Raw genomic sequence first — 15,403 nt, 5'->3', positions numbered from 1 at the left:
TCATCTATGGCTCGTCTTGTTGGTGTCGACCTTCCTCGCGACAAGCGCGTTGAAATCGGCTTGACCTACATCTACGGCATCGGTCTGACCACCTCCAAAAAGATACTCGCCGAAACCGGCGTGGATCCCGACGTCCGCATCAAGGACCTCACGGAGGACGATCTGACCAAGCTGCGCGACTACATCCAGGAGAACATCAAGGTGGAGGGCGACCTGCACCGCGAGGTTTCCCAGAACGTCAAGCGCCTCATGGAGATCGGTTGCTATCGTGGCCTGCGCCATCGTCGCGGCCTGCCCGTTCGCGGACAGCGCACGCACACGAACGCGCGTACCCGCAAGGGTCCTCGTAAGCAAATCGGCGGAAAGAAGAAGTGAGGTAGCTTAAGTGGCAGCAAAGAAAAACGTGCGCACGCGCATCAAGCGTTCCGAGCGTAAGAACATCGCCGTGGGCGCCGCGCACATCAAGTCTACGTTCAACAACACCATTGTGAGCATCACCGATCCCCAGGGCAATGTGATCTCCTGGCAGTCCGCCGGCACGGTTGGCTTCAAGGGCTCCCGCAAGTCCACGCCGTTCGCCGCGCAGATGGCCGCCGAGGCCGCCGCGAAGACGGCCATGGAGCATGGCCTGCGCAAGGTGGCGGTGTTCGTCAAGGGCCCGGGTTCGGGTCGCGAGACGGCCATCCGCTCGCTGCAGGCCGCCGGCCTGGAAGTCTCCAGCATTCAGGATTGCACACCCATTCCGCACAACGGTTGCCGTCCGCGCAAGCGTCGTCGCGTGTAACTGAAAGGATCGAAGTATTATGGCTCGTTATACTGGAGCGGACTGCCGTTTGTGCCGTCGTGAAGGTGCGAAGCTCTTCCTGAAGGGCGACCGCTGCTACACGGACAAGTGCGCGATCGAGCGCCGCAACTACGCGCCCGGCGAGGCCGGCAAGAAGCGTATCAAGGAAAGCGAATACCGTCTGCAGCTGCGTGAGAAGCAGAAGACCAAGCGCATCTACGGCGTTCTGGAGAAGCAGTTCCATCACTACTACGAGATCGCCGGCCGCCAGCAGGGCGTCACGGGCGAGAACCTGCTGCGCATCCTCGAGAGCCGTCTGGACAACGTGGTGTACCGTCTTGGCTTCGCGAAGTCGCGCGCCGAGGCTCGTCAGCAGGTGCGTCACGGCCATATCACCGTGAACGGCCGCCGCGTGGACATCCCGTCGTTCCGCGTGAAGGCGGGCGACCTGGTGGCCGTGGCCCCCAAGGCCAAGGACCTGCTGGTCATCAAGAGCGCGCTCATCTCCAACGAGCGCGTGCAGGTGCCGGCCTGGCTCGAGGTCGACATCGAGAAACTGCAAGGCAACGTGCTTGCTCTCCCGCAACGCGATCAAATCGATCTGGACATTCGCGAACAGCTCATCGTCGAACTTTACTCGAAATAATCGCGGCATAGTAAGGAGGCTTACACAACATGACAGAGTTCATGAGGCCTACGGTAACAACGGAAGAAGTCAACGAAACTGTCGCGCGTTTCGTCGTGGAACCGCTCGAGCGTGGGTACGGCTACACGCTGGGCAACTGCATGCGCCGCGTGCTGCTCTCGTCGCTGGACGGGGCGAAAGCCACCGCTATCCAGATCGAGGGCGTGCAGCATGAGTTCACGACGGCCGAGGGCGTCATCGAGGACATCACGGACATCGTCTTGAACGTGAAGGGCCTCGTGTTCTCGGCACTCAGCGAGGATATCGAGGAGGCCACGGCCCATGTGTCCGCCGAGGGTCCCTGCACGGTGACGGGTGCCGACCTGGACATCCCCACCGAGTTCACGCTGGTGAACCCCGAGCACGTCATTGCCACGGTCGCCGATGGCGGCCAGCTGGACATGACGATCCGCATCGGGGTGGGTCGCGGCTACGTGTCCGCGGAGCGCAACAAGCGCACCGAGGACCCCATCGGCGTCATCCACGTTGACTCGTTGTTCTCGCCGGTCCGCCGGTGCACGCTGAACGTCACCGACACCCGTGTGGGTCAGCGCACCGACTACGACAAGCTCGTGCTGGAGGTTGAGACCGACGGCTCCATCGCGCCTTCCGAGGCCGTGTGCCGTGCCGCCAACATCATCAACCAGTACATGGGGGCGTTTTTGGGCCTGTCCGACATCGTGGACGAGGAGGAAGGCGAGGTTCCTTCCATCTTCGCTCCCGAGGGGCAGGAGTCCAATGCCGAGCTGGACAAGCAGATCGAGGACCTGGACCTTTCCGTCCGCTCCTACAACTGCCTGAAGCGCGCCGGCATCCATTCCGTCCGCCAGCTCGTCGAGTTCTCCGAAAACGACTTGCTGAACATTAGGAACTTTGGTGCGAAGTCCATCGAGGAAGTGAAGGACAAGCTCATTTCCATGGACCTCAATTTGAAGCTTTAGGAGATACGAGATCATGAGACACTACAAGAAGGGGCGCAAGCTGGGCACCGACACCAGCCATACCAAGGCCATGAAGAAGAGCCTGGTGTGCGCGCTGCTGGCGAACGACCGCATCAAGACGATCGACTCGCGCGCCAAGGAGATCCGCCCCGACGTTGACAAGATCATCACGTGGGCCAAGCGCGGCGACCTGCATTCCCGCCGCCTTGCCATCGCGGCGCTGGGCGACAAGGAACTCGTGCGCGAGATCTTCGAGAAGGTCGCGCAGGGCATGTTCCAGGACCGCCAGGGCGGCTACACCCGCATCATGAAGCTGGGCCCCCGCAAGGGCGACGACGCCCCCATGGTCATCATGGAGTTGGTGACCGAGCCGGTGAAGGCGAAGAAGGACGAGGCCAAGCCCGCCGCCAAGAAGGCTGTGAAGAAGGCCGCCCCGAAGAAGGTCGAGAAGGCCGACGACGAGGCGAAGGCCGAGGAGACCAAGGTCGAAGCCGAGGAGGCTGCCGACCAGGCCGAGGAAGCCGCCGCCGAGAACGCGGAGGCCGCCGAGGCCGAGGCTGTGGAGAAGGAGAAGGCCGAGTAGCCTTTCCCCAACCTGCACATAAGCACGTATTCGAACGGGAGCCCACGGGCTCCCGTTTTGCATGTGGCGGCGCTTGGGCAAGCGCCGCCACCAACGCGTCAAGGACGCGTTTTCCCGCGGTTGCACGGCGGTTCCGCGCACTGGACTACCATAGGGGGAGCGGGCATGCGACTCGGCCCGCCGGTAATCCGCAGCAAGGAAAGAGGCTCTTATGGAAGACCGTGGAACCGCAGACGGGAAACCGGCAACCGACGGCAAGATGAACGTGGCATGGCACATGAAGGACATGGCGGGCGAACTGCAGCAGCACACGCAGGACGCGTTCAGCGACGTGGGCGACCATGCGCAGGGGCTTGCCGGCGAGGTGGCGCACCACTCCCAGCAGGCTGCGGTCGAAGTGCGCCATGAGATACCCGTGCTCATCGAGCACGTGAGGGATACCGTGATCAACCTGTTCGGCAACGTGCGCCACGGCGCGACGCGGAAGTGACGGGCTTGCCGCCCGCTGGCGTGCCTCGGTAGCGCCGCACCGCTGCCCAGCCGATGCATCGGACGCCGTCTCTTGCCACGAATCCAAGCGTTGCGCGTTCGTCAGCGCGCGGAAACCGGCCCTGTCGGGGCGGTGGCTACAATAGGCTGGACAGCTAATCTTCCCCTGGCGGGATTCCCGACGAAAGGAGCCGTACCATGGCCGAGACCACGACGAAAGAGGATATCCGCATCGACGCGGACGAAGCGGACGAGCTGAACCGCGAGGCGGCCGACGACCTCGAGAGCATCGAGCGTGCCGTCAAGCAGGAGGCCGAGGAGTACGTCGAGGCCGTCGATGGCGACGGCAACGAGAAGGAGTCCGTGGAGGCCGCCGCCACCGCGTTCGACTTCGACGAGGCCGAAGGCGAGACGGAGCGCCTGGCCAACGACGCGTCCGAGCGCGACTAGGGGGAGCCGGCACCTCTGTGCGCGAACTGTTGCGGCGCCGTTTTCCCCCGGAAGCCGACGCCGCGCATCCCATCCCTAGAATGGGGATGACACAGAACCTTCCCGAAAGGAGACCAACATGGTCGATCAGGCTTACAAGACGGGCGACGCGTCCGTCGATATGAAGAACGGTGCGAAGGACATGGCCCACGACGTGAAGAACAACGTGAAGGATGCCTTCCACGAGGCGAAGGCGGGCGTGAACGAGCGCCGCGCCGAGGACGCCGCCGCCGACCGCGAGCACCAGGTGGCGCAGCAGACGGGCAGCACCGACGGCGCCATTCGCGCGCAGCAGCACGAGAACCGCAAGGACCAGAAGTCCGAGGGCTTCATGGAGTCCGTCAAGGAATCGCTCGGCAAGGCCGGCGAGGCCATCAAGGAGGCTGCCGTCGACGCCAAGGACAACGTGAAGCAGGGTGCCGAGAACATGAAGGAACGCATGTAGCGCCCACGCGCGCCCTTGCCCCTCCGAAGCCCGTAGCATGAGCTGCGGGCTTCTCTTTTCCATCCGTTCGGCCGCACCGTCTGAAAGGCAGTTCCATGGGTTCTTCCGCTGCATCTCCCTCCCCGAGCCGGGCCGTTCGGGCCGGGCATGGCAAGGGATTCGTCCTGATCGCCGTCGTGTACCTGCTGGGCCTGTTCATCGGCGCGCTCGACACCGGCATCGTCACGCCCGCGCGCACCGTCATCCAGGGCGACCTCGGCATCACCGACCAGATGAGCGTGTGGATCATCACCGTCTACACGCTGGCTTACGCCGCGGCCATCCCGGTGATGGGCAAGCTGGCCGACCGCTCGGGGCGCAAGCGCATATACCTGGTCAGCATCGCGCTGTTCGGTGCGGGGTCGCTTTTGTGCGGCCTTGCGCAGGACGTGGGAAGCTTCTGGATGCTGTTGGGCGCGCGAGCCGTGCAGGCGGTCGGCGGAGGCGGCATCGTGCCGGTGGCCACCGCGGAGTTCGGAACCACGTTCCCTCCCGAGAAGCGCGGGTTGGCGCTGGGCCTGGTGGGCGGCGTCTACGGCATCGCCAACATCTTCGGCGCATCGGCCGGCAGCTTGATGCTCTCGCTGTTCGGCCAGACGAACTGGCAGTTCATCTTCTACGTGAACGTTCCCATCTGCGCGGCCATCGTCGCCGTGGGGGTGTTCGTGCTGCCGAACACGCGTGCCGAGGAGGTGAAGCCCATCGACGGCTTTGGCATCGCGGTGCTCGTGACGATGGTGCTCGCGCTGCTGTACGGCCTGAAGAACCTCGATTTCTTCGACGTGGGCGCTTCCGTCGCGTCGACGGACGTATGGCCGTTCCTGCTGGCCTTCGTCGTGTTGCTGCCGCTGTTCGTGCTCATCGAGCGGAGGGCGGCCGACCCGGTGCTGAACCTGTCGTACTTCCGGAACCGCGACATCCTCGTCACGCTCGTGCTGTCGGTGATCACGGGCGTCATCCTGATGGGGATCATCTTCATCCCCCAGTTCGCCGAGAACGTGCTGAAGCTGCCCTCGGGCAGCGGCGGCTACGTGGTGATCGTCCTCGCGGCGTTCGCGGGCGTGGGAGCCCCGGTATCGGGCAAGCTCATCGATCGGTTCGGCGTGAAGGCGGTCCTGGCCTTCGGGCTTGCCGCCTCGGCCGCCGTCGCGCTGTTCCTGGCGCTCGTGGCCACGCGGTTCGCGAACCTGGTGACGCTTATCGTCAGCCTGGTGGCCATCGGCATCGGGATGGGGTTCACCATCGGCACGCCGCTCAACTACATGATGTTGGCGAAGACGAAGGAGAGCGAGTCGAACTCGGCGCTCGCAACTCTGTCGCTCGTGCGCTCGGTGGGGACGGCGGTGGCGCCTGCGGTGTTGGTGGCGTTCATCGCGCATGCGGGCATGGCGGTGCCCGACCGCATCATGGGCGTGCTGCCCGACGTGCCGAACGGGCCCTCGATGGCGCAGTTGGCCAGCGGGGAGGGCGGGGGAGCGGGACTGCCGGCCGACCTGCAGCAGCTGATGGAGAATTCGGACGTGACGACGATCGTCGGCAACGTGAAGACGCTGGCGAAGACCGAGATCGAGCAGGAGGCGACGGCCGCCGGGATGCCGTCCGAGGCGGTCGATGCCGCCGAGGACCAGTACCTTGCCGCCATCGACGAGCGGGCGGGGACCATCGAGGACACGTTCCAGAGCACGCTGGACGAGGGATTCCGCGGGGCGTTTCTGCTGGTGGGAGCGTGCTCGCTGGTTGGCTTGGCGCTGCTCGCGCTCTATCGGGAGGACCGCGGTTAGCGCGGGCATGGGCGCGGGAGCGGGCGCGGGAGCGGCGAGCGTGCGGAGGAGCGACGCGGCTGCTGACGGCGCCTTCCGTTGAACGCGCGGAATTGTCACCCCATGCGCGGCGGGCGGCCGGCACTTGTGGCATACTGCCAGCATGCGCATCAACGTCAGCTCCTACATCCCCGGAACCTCTGTTGTCCACGCGTGCGATGCGCGCGTGAAGATCGTGCTGCTCGCGGCGTACTCGGTCACGCTGTTCCTCGTGGACACATGGGCGGGGCTGGTGCTGTGCGCCGCGCTGTTCGCGTCGGCAGCGGCTTCGTCGGGCATTCCCCTGCGGCGGTTCTTCGCGCTGCTCGTGCCCGTGTACGTGCTCGCGGCGTTCGCGGTCGTGTTCAACGGGTTCGCCTTCGATGTGGGCCAGGCGGCTCCGGGGGCGCCGCCGCCCTTGCTGGGACACGAGCCGGGGCCCTTCGGCAGCCTGCCGCCGGTGGCGCTCGTCGGGTCGTTCGGTCTCGTGCCCGCAGGCCTCGCGCGCGGGTGCTTCTTCGCGGCGCGCATCGTGCTGCTGGTAACGGCCAGCCTCGTGGTCACGTACACCACCACGTCCACCGCGCTCACCGATGCGCTTTCGGGCTTCCTGCGCCCGCTGCGACGGCTGCGCGTGCCGGTGGACGACATCGCCATGGTGTTCTCGCTGGCGCTGCGCTTCATCCCGGTCACGGCCGAGGAGCTCGGGCGCGTGCACGACGCGCAGCAGGCGCGCGGCGCGTCGTTTTCCGAGGGCGGCCTGTGGGAGCGCCTGCGCGCGTGGCAGACCGTGCTCATCCCCCTGTTCGTGGGCCTGTTCCGCCGCGCCGACGCGCTGGCCGTGGCCATGGACGCCCGCTGCTACGGCGCCGAGCCGCGTCGCACCTCTCTGCACGACCGCCGCCTTGCGGGTCCCAGCCTGGCCGTGCTCGCTGCCGGCCTCGCGTTGTGCGCGGCGGTAGCCGTGGCGCTGTAGAGGGAGCTGCCTCCAAGAGCGTTCGCCGCCAAAAAAAACGAAGGATGCGGCCGTCGTGCGGCTGCATCCCTCGTTTTCGAGGGCCCGGACGCCGGGGAGGGAGGGGGCGTCCGGGCCGAACGGGCCGGCCTACTCGGCGCCGGCCAGCTTGCGGCCGGTCACGTAGCCGAACGTGAGGCACGTGCCGCCCAGGTTATGGCCGGGGAAGTGCGTGGAGTAGCAGTTGGTGTACATATCGCCCACCGTGGAGCCCAGACAGTACAGGCCGTCGATGACCTCGTCGTCGGCGTTCATGACCTGCAGATCCTCGTTGCAGCGGATGCCGCCGGTGGTGGACAGGAACCACGGCGTGCACTCTATGCCGTAGAACGGACCCTTCTTGATGGGCAGCAGCTCCTTGCGCTTGCCGAACTCCTCGTCGACGCCTGCGTCGCAGTAGCCGTTGTACGCCTCGATGGTCTTGAGCGTCTCGTCCCTCGGCAGGCCGAGCTTCTCCACGAGCTCCTCCACGGTGTCGGCCTTGATCATCTTCACCGGGATGTCGCCCGAGCCGTTCATGTTGATGGTGCCGGGTCCGTCCACCACGGTCTGCCAGTAGGCGCGCACGTCATCGGGCGTGTCGAACACCTTCGGGCCGTCCACGTAGCGGTGATTCTGCCAGCCCGGCTCGTTCGCGTAGTCGTCATCCCAGATGGCGAACGCGTGATTGCCCTTCTGGTGCATGAGCGCCAAGCCGCCGTGCGAGATGACGTTGTCCTCGTTGTCGTAGCGGCGGCCGTCCTCGTTCACCATGAGGCCCTGGAATGCGCGCACCTGGCGCGTGATGGAGCGCCACTGGAAGCAGAAGATCATGGGCGCGGGCGTCTCGCTCTTGTCGACGGCAGCGCCGGCCCAGTACGCCATCTTGTGGCCTGAGCCGTTCCAGATGCCGCCGAACTCGGTCTGGTGCGCCGCCCAGGGGATGAACTTCTCCAGCATGTCCTTGTCCTGGCCGAAGTCGCCTGTGGCGATGACCACGCCGTTCTTTCCGTTGAACCGCACGTAGCCGTCCTTACCCTTCGCCACGACGCCCACCACCTTGTCGCCGTCCTTCGCGAGCTGCTGCGCCTCGGTCTCGTAGCGGATGTCCACGCCGGCTTTCTCGCAGTACAGCGCCATGTTCGCGCACACGTCCTGCTGCGGGTTGTCGTCGGGGCCCTTGCCGTTGGGGCCGTCGAGGAACTCGTGCGTGCCGGGGAACTCGCCGTTGATGTTCTCCGGGTCTTCGTACCAGTGCTCCATGACGGGGGTGAGGTCGTCGCCGCCCACGGAGCTGGCCGTGGTCATGCGGTCGATGAGCCAGTCCATGGCCTCGCCCGAGCGGTTGAAGTGCAGCATCCATTTCCGGCCGTCCACGCGGTAGGAGTGGTAGCCCATCATGCGCTTGTAGCGCTGGGCCACCTCCTCGACGGAGCACTCGTAGCCCTTCTCCTTCGTGAGCTTCGAGTTCATGGCATAGATGGAGCCGCCGCGCCCGATGACGTGGTCCATGCGCTCGAGCATGACTACGTTCGCGCCGTTCTCGGCGGCTGCGAGCGCGCAGCACAGGCCGGAGAAACCGGCGCCGATGACCACGACGTCGGCGTCCACCGTCTCCTTGATGTCGCCCTCGGGGATAGGATCGGGCGCCGTCTCGAATTCGTAGGCGCCGCCCGCGGCCTTGCTGTCGGAGGCCGATGCGCCCGCCTTGCCCTCTTTCGGCTGCGCGGCGCAGCCGGCGAGCGTCCCCACGCCCGTGACGGCGGCAGTGGCCACGGCGCCCGTGGCGAACGCGCCCTTGAGGAAGCTGCGGCGGTCCATGCTCGTCTTCTCGTTATTCATATGGAACCCCTTCCCTCCAGCGGGTGCGGCCAGCGCGACCCGCTCCGTGCCCGGCGCCCTCCGCGCCGCGCGTTGTCCGCACCCTAGCACGCGCAGTGCGCTCCCCGCCTCGCCCATCGCAGGGAAAAAGCCGAATCGCGCGTTTTCACCCTGTAGGGTGAGGCGGGAGGGAGGGGCTGGCGGCCTTCTGCCTCCCGCCGGCCGTCCCCATGGCACCGGGCGCGTGGTATGATGGCGAGGGGAGGGTCTATGAAGGAGAGCCACGTTCGCCACCTGTTCAACGAGCCGGGCGACCGTCGTCGCGTGCGCGCGGGCTTCGCGCGCGCCGCGACGGGGCGCCCGCGCATCGCGCTGGCCTTGGCGTGCTACAGCGCGTGGATCGTCGCATGCTGCTCGGGCCCGGCCGTGGAGCTGGGCGGGGTCGGCGCTGCGGGTGCCGTCTCGGGCGCCGCGGGGTGGCTGCTGCCCGCCTGGACGGGCCCGCTTGCCTGCATGGCCGTGGCGAGCATCGCGATTGCCGTGTGGTTCAGGCGCACGAGGAAGGTGCCGAGCGCTCCGTCGTGGCTGCTGGGCCTTGCCTCGCTCATGACGCTCGCTTCGGCACTGCACCTGGTGTGGGCGCTCGACGTCGGGCTGCCCGCGGGCGCGCGCCTCGCGCTCTATGCGCTGGCGAGCGCGGCGACGGGTGCGGGCGGCGCGCTCTTCCGCGTGGAGGTGGACCGCGTGCTCGGCTGGGTGGGCACGCAGGAGACGCTTTACCAGGTCATGCTGGGGACCGTGGCCGCGGCGGCGCTGCTCTCGGCCTGCTCGGCCTTAGGCGATGCGCTCGGGGCGCGGGGCGTGCCCCTGCTGGTGGCGGCCCTCGTGCTACCGTTCGCGAGCGCTGCGCTCGTGCGCGCCATCGTGCGCGGGTTCCCGAAGGCGCGCTACTACGGGCACGGTCGCGACGTGCCGCTGCCGTTCCCCGCGAAGTTCGTGGCCACGTCGTGCGTGCAGGGCCTGGCGGCAGGCGCGCTGTTCATGGGCATGTTCGTGCATGGCGTGCAGGCTGCCGGCGGGCTTGCGGGGTCAGCTTCGGCCGGCGGCGCCGCGGCGGCTGCCGGCGCCCTGTGGCTGCCGGATGGCGCGGCCATGAGCTCGCTCGGCCAGGCGGCGGCCGTGGCGCTGCTGTTTGCCACGCTCGTGTTCCTGCGCCTCGACTTCAATCGGCTGGTGTACAAGGTGGCGTTTCCCCTTGTGGCCGCCGGGTTCGCGTTCGTGGCAGCGGCCGGCGTGACGCCTGCGGGCGATGCCGTGCTGGCCGGCGCGTTCTGCTACCTCGACCTGGTGCTGTGGAGTCTGGGCGCCTGCCTTATGAAGAACATGGGCCTGCCTGCCACGTGGATCGCCAGCTGTCCGGGCGCGGCGCTGTTCAGCGGGGCCGTGGTGGGCGGCCTTGCAGCGTGCGCCTTCCTTGCCGGCGGCCCTGCCGTCCCGGCCGTCGGCGTGGCCCCGGTCGAGGATCCAGCGCTGCTCGCCTGCCTCGTCGCGTGCATCGTGCTGGCGGCTGCGCTGTTCCTGTGCAGCGGCAGTAACCTGAAGTACGGATGGGGGACGGTCCGCCCCGGCGAGGGCGGCCTCGCGACCGGCGACCTTGCCGCCGTCGTGCGCTTCGTGGCCACGGAGCGCGAGGTCACTCAGCGCGAGAGCGAGGTCATGCTGCTGCTGGCCGAGGGTAAGTCGCGGCGCGCCGTGTGCGAGGCGCTGTCCGTGTCGCCCGACACGGTGAAGACGCACGTGCGCAGCATCTACCGCAAGCTCGCCGTGCACTCCCAGCAGGAGCTCGTCGACTACCTGGCGCGCGAGCGGGAGGACCTGGCCGCCGACGGCTCCGAGCATCCGTTGGAGGCGTGAGGCCCTCGCGCGGCCTTCCATGCTATGCTGCGTCGACCGACCGGCTCCAAGGAGGTTTCCCATGTTGCAGATAGGCGAGTTCTCCCGGCTCTCGCGCATATCGGTGCGCATGCTGCGCCACTACGACCAGGTGGGGCTGCTCAAGCCCGCCGAACAGGACGCCCAGACGGGGTACCGCCGCTACGCCGTGTCCCAGCTGGCGGAGGCGAACCGCATCACCGTCTTGCGCGACCTGGGGTTCCCCATCCGGGAGATCGGGCGGCTGGCGCATGCGGACGACGGGGAGCTGGCGCGCGCCTTGGACGATCGCGCACGGGAGCTCGAGGAGGGCATCGGACGCGAGCAGCGCCGACTCGCCGACCTGCGCCGTTTCAGGCAGGAGGTGGAGGCCGGCGGGGCGGCCGTCAGCTGCGAGGTGACGCTCGTGTCGGTTCCCCCCTATCAGGTGGTGGCGCTGCGCATGGAGCTGGCGGACTACGACGAGGAGCGGCGGGCGTGGGAGCGGCTGGGCGCGCTCATGGGGGAGCGGGGGATAACGCCGTCCGAGCCCTACACGGAGTACTGCGAGTTCTGCAACGAGGGGGCGGGGTCCGGCTCGTCCGGGCGCGCCGGAGACGATACGGCCGTCGTGGTGGAGGTGGCCGTGGCCACCGACGCGCACGGCGAGGACGACGGGCCGCTGTGTTTCTACCGCAGTGCCGCGCTGCCGCTTGCCGCGAGCATCAAGGTGTACGGCCCCTACGAGAACATCGCGCCTGTGTACGCGTCGTTCGCGCGGTGGCTGGAGGACCATCCCGCGCTGCGCATGGCCGGCCCTACGTGCGAGGTGGCCCACCGCGGCCCATGGAATGCGGACGACCCGCAGGACTACCTCACGGAGTTTTTGGTTCCCGTCCGGAAGACCGCTTGACCCTCCCACGGTGTCAGCCCCTATGCTCCTCACCAGGTGCCGCCGCAGGGGCGGCCATCGTGAGAGGAGCGATCCATGCAAACGTTTACCGTGCATCCCGTCGGCGTCGTGAATGGGGGAGGGGAAGGACCTGCGCAGCTGCGCATCGACCCGGCGTACCGGGACGGCCTGCGCGGCCTCGAGGGCTTCGGCCATGCTGTCGTAACCTGGTGGGCCCACGAGGTGGACGACCCCGAGCTGCGCGCGCTCGTCGACGCGGGGCGCCCCTATGCGCGCCTCGACCACGACCTGGGCATTTTCGCCACACGGAGCCCGCTGCGCCCCAACCCGCTGGCCCTCACGGTCATCGAGCTGGCTGCTGTGGACGCGGATGTCGGCCTCGTGGAGACGCCCTACCTCGACGCGGCTGACGGCACCCCCGTCCTCGACCTCAAGCCCTACACCCCGAGCATCGACCGCATCGAGCACCCCATCGTCCCCGCCTGGTGCGCCCACTGGCCTGAAAGCGCAGAAGCCTCCGCCGATTTCGACTGGCCGTCCGAGTTCCGCTTCTAGGGGCAACGTTGGTGAGTTTGGACGATATGGGGCTGTAATTAGAGCTTCGGCACCGAATCCTCGGCCCCTCCCATCGTCAACCGTTCGTCGCCGGTGTTGTGGGAAACGCTCGCAGAATGGGGGATTGCGCTTCCTACGTGCTATGATTGCCGGGAAGGTCACGCTTCGGCGGAACGGTCCGGCGAAGCGGATTGAACAGACTTACGAGGAGGCATTCATGAGCGTCATCATCGATGTGTTCGGTCGCGAGATCCTGGACTCGCGCGGCAACCCGACCGTGGAGGTGGAGGTCGTGCTGGAGGACGGGGCGTTCGGCCGTGCCGCCGTGCCGTCGGGCGCTTCGACCGGCGCGTTCGAGGCCGTGGAGCTGCGCGACTGCGACAAGGGCCGCTACCTCGGCAAGGGCACGCTCGACGCGGTGGCCCACGTGAACGAGGAGATCGCCGAGGCGCTCATCGGCCTGGAGGCCGACGACCAGCGCACCATCGACGACATCATGCTCGAGGTGGACGGCACCGACAACAAGGGCGCCCTGGGCGCGAACGCCATCCTGGGCGCGTCGCTGGCCTGCGCGAAGGCTGCGGCCGAGTCCGCCGAGCTGCCGTTGTACAAGTACGTGGGCGGCGCGAACGCGCACCTGCTGCCCACGCCCATGATGAACATCCTCAACGGCGGCGTGCATGCCGACAACAACGTGGACTTCCAGGAGTTCATGATCATGCCGGTGGGCGCGGACTCCTTCGCCGAGGCGCTGCGCTGGTGCGCCGAGATCTACCACACGCTGAAGAAGGTGCTGCACGACGCGGGCCTGGGCGGCGGCGTGGGCGACGAGGGCGGCTTCGCCCCCAACTTCACCACGAACGAGGAGCCGCTCGAGTACATCGTGCGCGCCTGCGAGGCCGCCGGCTACAAGCCGGGCAGCGACATCATGTTCGCCATGGACCCGGCTTCGACCGAGTTCTACGATGCCGACAAGCAGCGCTACGTGCTGGCCGGCGAGGGCCGCGAGCTCACGAGCGCCGAGATGGTGGACTACTGGGAAGCCCTCGTGAACAAGTACCCCATCATCTCCATCGAGGACGGCATGGCCGAGGAGGACTGGGACGGCTGGAAGGCGCTCACCGAGCGCATCGGCGACCGCGTGCAGCTGGTGGGCGACGACCTGTTCGCCACGAACTCCAAGCGCCTGGCCAAGGGCATCGAGATGAGCTGCGCGAACGCCATCCTCATCAAGGTGAACCAGATCGGCAGCCTCACCGAGACGCTTGAGGCCATCGAGATGGCGAAGCAGGCCGGCTACGCCTGCGTCATGAGCCACCGTTCCGGCGAGACCGAGGACACCACCATCGCCGACCTGTCCGTGGCATGCAACACCGGCCAGATCAAGACCGGCGCGCCCTGCCGCTCCGACCGCGTGGCGAAGTACAACCAGCTGCTGCGCATCGAGGAGGAGCTGGACACCGCCGCCCAGTACGCCGGGATGAGCGCATTCTACAACATCAAGCGCTAACGACTGCGCGTTTTGCGGAGCCGGACCGTCTAAGGGGGCGGCCCGGCTCCGCTTCATAAAAGGGGAAACAGAGCTTCTAACAGGGGAGGGGCTGCTGATGTTGTCGGCATGTACCGTTGAAGAGGGGACCGAGGATGCGCGGGAGGTCAAGCGGCTGCTGGAGGCCGCCTTCCCGCCGAACGAGCAGGCGCCGTTCTCATTCTTGTTGGAACAGGCCGAACGCGAGGAAGTGTCGCTGCTCGCGTACCGCGACGAAGGGCTGTTCTGCGGATTCGCCTTCATGATCGAGGGCGCCGATCTGGCGTACGTGCTCTTTCTCGCCGTGGGCCAGGCGGCTCGGTCGCGAGGCTATGGAGCCCGCATGCTCGAGGATATCGGGCGCCGCTTCCCGGGCAAAACCATCACGCTTGACATCGAGCCGCTCGACGATGCGGCGTCGAACGCCCTCCAGCGGAGGAGGCGTCGCGACTTCTACCTGCGCAACGGCTTCGCCCCCACCGGCTTTGCGAACTGCTTCGAGGGCGATGCGTACGAAGTGCTCGCGAAGGGGCCGGGCTTTGATCCGGGCCGTTTCCTCACGCTGGTCAACGAGCTGCCTGAAGGCGAGGACAAGACGCTCGCGCGCATCGAGGACGTCGCGCCAGCCTACGCGGACCTGCTTCTCGCTGCCCGATAACCGGCTAGGGAGACCCTGGACGGTATTGCGCTGGCGTTTTCCTAGAAGCTCGGATGCACGTCCGTGCCCGGCTCGGGGTTGTGCAGCAGGCCCTCCTCCAGCATGCGGGCGCCCACGGCCAGGTACTCGTCGCCCGCCGCGGTGCACAAGTGCGCGATCTCCTCATCCGACAACGTGCGCTTCACGCGCGCGGGCATGCCCATAACCAGGCTGCCGGCGGGAAGCTCTTTGCCCTCGGACACCAGCGCGCCGGCGGCCACCACGCAATTCGCGCCCACCTTCGCCCCGTTCATGACGATGGCGCCCATGCCCACGAGCGCGTTCGGCCCTATCTCGCAGCCGTGTATGATGGCGCCGTGCCCTATGGTGCAGTGATCGTGGAGGATGGCGGGATGATCGTGATCCACGTGGACGACGGCGTTCTCCTGGATGTTCACCTCGTCGCCGATGATGACGGGCGCGTCGTCGGCGCGAATCTGGGCACCGGCCAGCACGCAGGAGTCGCGGCCGATGGTCACGTCGCCCACGATGCCGGCGGCGGGGGAGAGGCGCGCGCTTTGGTGGATGCGAACGTTGCGGTAGAGGGAGGGCTTGGCTTCGGCGTGGGTCATAAGGAGTTCCTTTCAGTCGTTTCCCTTGCCATTATAGCGGCGCTCGGAAGTTGTCGGCTGGCATTGGCGGGCGCAGGTGCGGCCGGTAAAGTCGCCGTCCGCAACTATACTTTCAGCGCTATAATAGTGGGCATGGTATATCGAAGGTGCGCAACGGC

17 protein-coding genes are annotated in these 15,403 nt (G+C 67.1%); 15 read left to right on the top strand and 2 right to left on the bottom strand.

Translation table 11 applies throughout. The features are described from left to right. Positions 1–6: 6 nt before the first annotated feature. From rpsM to C1877_RS10895, 10 genes are all read left to right on the top strand, one after another. A complete protein-coding gene (gene rpsM / locus C1877_RS10940; protein ID WP_041239254.1) occupies positions 7–375 on the top strand; it encodes a 30S ribosomal protein S13 in 369 nt (122 codons plus the stop codon). A 10-nt stretch (positions 376–385) separates the two neighbouring features. Then, positions 386–784 (top strand): 30S ribosomal protein S11, encoded by a 399-nt coding sequence (rpsK, locus tag C1877_RS10935; RefSeq protein ID WP_041239256.1) that lies wholly within the window; start codon positions 386–388, stop codon positions 782–784. A gap of 19 nt (positions 785–803) precedes the next feature. Then, entirely contained in the window at positions 804–1,430 is a 627-nt protein-coding gene (gene rpsD / locus C1877_RS10930) for a 30S ribosomal protein S4 (protein WP_041239257.1), read from the top strand. 29 nt (positions 1,431–1,459) lie between these two features. Next, on the top strand, positions 1,460–2,410 hold the full coding sequence (locus C1877_RS10925; protein ID WP_114569171.1) for a DNA-directed RNA polymerase subunit alpha: 951 nt from the start codon (positions 1,460–1,462) through the stop codon (positions 2,408–2,410). Between the two features lie 13 nt (positions 2,411–2,423). After that, a complete protein-coding gene (gene rplQ, locus C1877_RS15965) occupies positions 2,424–2,993 on the top strand; it encodes a 50S ribosomal protein L17 (protein WP_015539485.1) in 570 nt (189 codons plus the stop codon). Between the two features lie 211 nt (positions 2,994–3,204). After that, the gene (locus tag C1877_RS10915; RefSeq protein ID WP_015539486.1) at positions 3,205–3,483 is read left to right on the top strand and encodes a hypothetical protein; all 279 of its coding nucleotides are present in this window, start codon (positions 3,205–3,207) and stop codon (positions 3,481–3,483) included. Positions 3,484–3,680: 197 nt separating this feature from the next. Then, the gene (locus C1877_RS10910; RefSeq protein ID WP_114569170.1) at positions 3,681–3,932 is read left to right on the top strand and encodes a BAG1 BAG family molecular chaperone regulator 1; all 252 of its coding nucleotides are present in this window, start codon (positions 3,681–3,683) and stop codon (positions 3,930–3,932) included. A gap of 118 nt (positions 3,933–4,050) precedes the next feature. Next, complete coding sequence (locus tag C1877_RS10905) at positions 4,051–4,416, top strand: hypothetical protein (protein WP_015539488.1); 366 nt, start codon at positions 4,051–4,053, stop codon at positions 4,414–4,416. A 95-nt stretch (positions 4,417–4,511) separates the two neighbouring features. Beyond that, positions 4,512–6,236, top strand: a complete 1,725-nt coding sequence (locus C1877_RS10900) for an MFS transporter (protein ID WP_083808978.1) — start codon at positions 4,512–4,514, stop codon at positions 6,234–6,236. Between the two features lie 142 nt (positions 6,237–6,378). Beyond that, complete coding sequence (locus tag C1877_RS10895; protein WP_114569169.1) at positions 6,379–7,230, top strand: energy-coupling factor transporter transmembrane component T family protein; 852 nt, start codon at positions 6,379–6,381, stop codon at positions 7,228–7,230. Positions 7,231–7,359: 129 nt separating this feature from the next. Here C1877_RS10895 and C1877_RS10890 read toward each other — a convergent pair whose 3' ends face one another. Then, the gene (locus C1877_RS10890) at positions 7,360–9,090 is read right to left on the bottom strand and encodes an FAD-dependent oxidoreductase (RefSeq protein ID WP_114569168.1); all 1,731 of its coding nucleotides are present in this window, start codon (positions 9,088–9,090) and stop codon (positions 7,360–7,362) included. 249 nt (positions 9,091–9,339) lie between these two features. Here C1877_RS10890 and C1877_RS10885 point away from each other — a divergent pair, with 249 nt between their 5' ends. From C1877_RS10885 to C1877_RS10865, 5 genes are all read left to right on the top strand, one after another. Further along, positions 9,340–10,983 (top strand): response regulator transcription factor, encoded by a 1,644-nt coding sequence (locus tag C1877_RS10885; RefSeq protein WP_181813839.1) that lies wholly within the window; start codon positions 9,340–9,342, stop codon positions 10,981–10,983. 61 nt (positions 10,984–11,044) lie between these two features. Next, a complete protein-coding gene (locus C1877_RS10880) occupies positions 11,045–11,893 on the top strand; it encodes a MerR family transcriptional regulator (RefSeq protein WP_015539490.1) in 849 nt (282 codons plus the stop codon). Between the two features lie 75 nt (positions 11,894–11,968). Beyond that, positions 11,969–12,448 (top strand): SAM-dependent methyltransferase, encoded by a 480-nt coding sequence (locus C1877_RS10875; RefSeq protein WP_015539491.1) that lies wholly within the window; start codon positions 11,969–11,971, stop codon positions 12,446–12,448. Positions 12,449–12,665: 217 nt separating this feature from the next. Beyond that, a complete protein-coding gene (eno, locus tag C1877_RS10870; RefSeq protein ID WP_114569166.1) occupies positions 12,666–13,958 on the top strand; it encodes a phosphopyruvate hydratase in 1,293 nt (430 codons plus the stop codon). Between the two features lie 97 nt (positions 13,959–14,055). After that, entirely contained in the window at positions 14,056–14,634 is a 579-nt protein-coding gene (locus C1877_RS10865; protein ID WP_114569165.1) for a GNAT family N-acetyltransferase, read from the top strand. Between the two features lie 41 nt (positions 14,635–14,675). Here C1877_RS10865 and C1877_RS10860 read toward each other — a convergent pair whose 3' ends face one another. Then, the gene (locus C1877_RS10860) at positions 14,676–15,245 is read right to left on the bottom strand and encodes a gamma carbonic anhydrase family protein (protein ID WP_015539494.1); all 570 of its coding nucleotides are present in this window, start codon (positions 15,243–15,245) and stop codon (positions 14,676–14,678) included. Positions 15,246–15,403 lie beyond the last annotated feature (158 nt).

The sequence above is a fragment of the Gordonibacter pamelaeae genome (genome assembly GCF_003340385.1).
Classification (GTDB): domain Bacteria; phylum Actinomycetota; class Coriobacteriia; order Coriobacteriales; family Eggerthellaceae; genus Gordonibacter; species Gordonibacter pamelaeae.
Note: the sequence above shows the minus strand (reverse complement) of the source record. Positions and strands in the feature narration are given on the sequence as shown.